We start from the raw sequence: 2,943 nt of genomic DNA, 5'->3' as shown, positions 1-2,943 counted from the left end.
TCTTTGAGTCCACAAAACCCCTTGGGTGTTGTATGGTTAAGCCTCACGGGCAATTAGTACAGGTTAGCTCAATGCCTCGCAGCACTTACACACCCTGCCTATCAACGTCGTAGTCTACGACAACCCTTTAGGACACTTATAGTGCCAGGGAAAACTCATCTCAAGGCTCGCTTCCCGCTTAGATGCTTTCAGCGGTTATCGATTCCGAACTTAGCTACCGGGCAATGCCATTGGCATGACAACCCGAACACCAGAGGTTCGTCCACTCCGGTCCTCTCGTACTAGGAGCAGCCCCTTTCAATTTTCCAACGCCCACGGCAGATAGGGACCGAACTGTCTCACGACGTTCTAAACCCAGCTCGCGTACCACTTTAAATGGCGAACAGCCATACCCTTGGGACCGACTTCAGCCCCAGGATGTGATGAGCCGACATCGAGGTGCCAAACACCGCCGTCGATATGAACTCTTGGGCGGTATCAGCCTGTTATCCCCGGAGTACCTTTTATCCGTTGAGCGATGGCCCTTCCATTCAGAACCACCGGATCACTATGACCTGCTTTCGCACCTGCTCGAATTGTCATTCTCGCAGTCAAGCGGGCTTATGCCATTGCACTAACCACACGATGTCCAACCGTGTTTAGCCCACCTTCGTGCTCCTCCGTTACTCTTTGGGAGGAGACCGCCCCAGTCAAACTACCCACCAGGCACTGTCCGTAATCCCGATTCAGGGACCAACGTTAGAACATCAAAACTACAAGGGTGGTATTTCAAGGACGACTCCACCACATCTAGCGACGCGGTTTCATAGTCTCCCACCTATCCTACACATGTAGGTTCAATGTTCAGTGCCAAGCTGTAGTAAAGGTTCACGGGGTCTTTCCGTCTAGCCGCGGGTACACTGCATCTTCACAGCGATTTCAATTTCACTGAGTCTCGGGTGGAGACAGCGTGGCCATCATTACGCCATTCGTGCAGGTCGGAACTTACCCGACAAGGAATTTCGCTACCTTAGGACCGTTATAGTTACGGCCGCCGTTTACCGGGGCTTCGATCAAGAGCTTCGACCGAAGTCTAACCCCATCAATTAACCTTCCGGCACCGGGCAGGCGTCACACCGTATACGTCATCTTACGATTTTGCACAGTGCTGTGTTTTTAATAAACAGTTGCAGCCACCTGGTATCTGCGACTCTCGTCTGCTCCATCCGCAAGGGACTTCACTGATAAGAGCGTACCTTCTCCCGAAGTTACGGTACCATTTTGCCTAGTTCCTTCACCCGAGTTCTCTCAAGCGCCTTGGTATTCTCTACCCGACCACCTGTGTCGGTTTGGGGTACGATTCCTTACAATCTGAAGCTTAGAGGCTTTTCCTGGAAGCATGGCATCAATGACTTCACTACCGTAGTAGCTCGACATCGTATCTCAGCGTTAGTAGCGGTCCGGATTTACCTAAACCACCCGCCTACGTACTTGAACCTGGACAACCGTCGCCAGGCCCACCTAGCCTTCTCCGTCCCCCCATCGCAATTGTAAGAAGTACGGGAATATTAACCCGTTTCCCATCGACTACGCCTTTCGGCCTCGCCTTAGGAGTCGACTTACCCTGCCCCGATTAACGTTGGACAGGAACCCTTGGTCTTCCGGCGAGGGAGTTTTTCACTCCCTTTATCGTTACTCATGTCAGCATTCGCACTTCTGATACCTCCAGCAGCCCTTACAGACCACCTTCAACGGCTTACAGAACGCTCCCCTACCCCACATACCCTAAGGTACGTAGCCGCAGCTTCGGTGTATAGCTTAGCCCCGTTACATCTTCCGCGCAGGCCGACTCGACCAGTGAGCTATTACGCTTTCTTTAAATGATGGCTGCTTCTAAGCCAACATCCTGGCTGTCTGAGCCTTCCCACATCGTTTCCCACTTAGCTATACTTTGGGACCTTAGCTGGCGGTCTGGGTTGTTTCCCTCTCCACGACGGACGTTAGCACCCGCCGTGTGTCTCCCGGATAGTACTTACTGGTATTCGGAGTTTGCAAAGGGTTGGTAAGTCGGGATGACCCCCTAGCCTTAACAGTGCTCTACCCCCAGTAGTATTCGTCCGAGGCGCTACCTAAATAGCTTTCGGGGAGAACCAGCTATCTCCAGGTTTGATTGGCCTTTCACCCCTAGCCACAAGTCATCCGCTAATTTTTCAACATTAGTCGGTTCGGTCCTCCAGTTGATGTTACTCAACCTTCAACCTGCCCATGGCTAGATCACCTGGTTTCGGGTCTAATCCTAGCAACTGTACGCCCAGTTAAGACTCGGTTTCCCTACGGCTCCCCTAAACGGTTAACCTTGCTACTAAAATTAAGTCGCTGACCCATTATACAAAAGGTACGCAGTCACACCACGAAGGTGCTCCTACTGCTTGTACGTACACGGTTTCAGGTTCTATTTCACTCCCCTCACAGGGGTTCTTTTCGCCTTTCCCTCACGGTACTGGTTCACTATCGGTCAGTCAGTAGTATTTAGCCTTGGAGGATGGTCCCCCCATATTCAGACAGGATATCACGTGTCCCGCCCTACTCGTTTTCACTGATTATGATGTGTCGGTTACGGGGCTATCACCCTTTACTGCGAGACTTTCCAGACTCTTCACCTGCATCATTAAAAGCTTAAGGGCTAATCCAATTTCGCTCGCCGCTACTTTCGGAATCTCGGTTGATTTCTCTTCCTCGGGGTACTTAGATGTTTCAGTTCCCCCGGTTTGCCTCCTGTTGCTATGTATTCACAACAGGATACTTACTTATGTAAGTGGGTTTCCCCATTCAGGAATCCCAGACTCAAAAGGTTATTACTACCTAATCTGGGCTTATCGCAAGTTATTACGCCTTTCATCGCCTCTGACTGCCAAGGCATCCACCGTGTACGCTTAGTCACTTAACCATACAACCCGAAAGGGT

1 rRNA gene is annotated in these 2,943 nt (G+C 51.2%); it reads right to left on the bottom strand.

Annotated features, from left to right (window positions below):
- Window positions 1-32: 32 nt before the first annotated feature.
- Window positions 33-2,926 (bottom strand): 23S ribosomal RNA (locus tag AB4517_RS11535).
- Window positions 2,927-2,943: the final 17 nt, after the last annotated feature.

Origin of the sequence: Vibrio sp. 10N.222.52.C3, from assembly GCF_041474195.1 — a bacterium.
Lineage (GTDB): Bacteria > Pseudomonadota > Gammaproteobacteria > Enterobacterales > Vibrionaceae > Vibrio > Vibrio crassostreae_C.
Note: the sequence above shows the minus strand (reverse complement) of the source record. Positions and strands in the feature narration are given on the sequence as shown.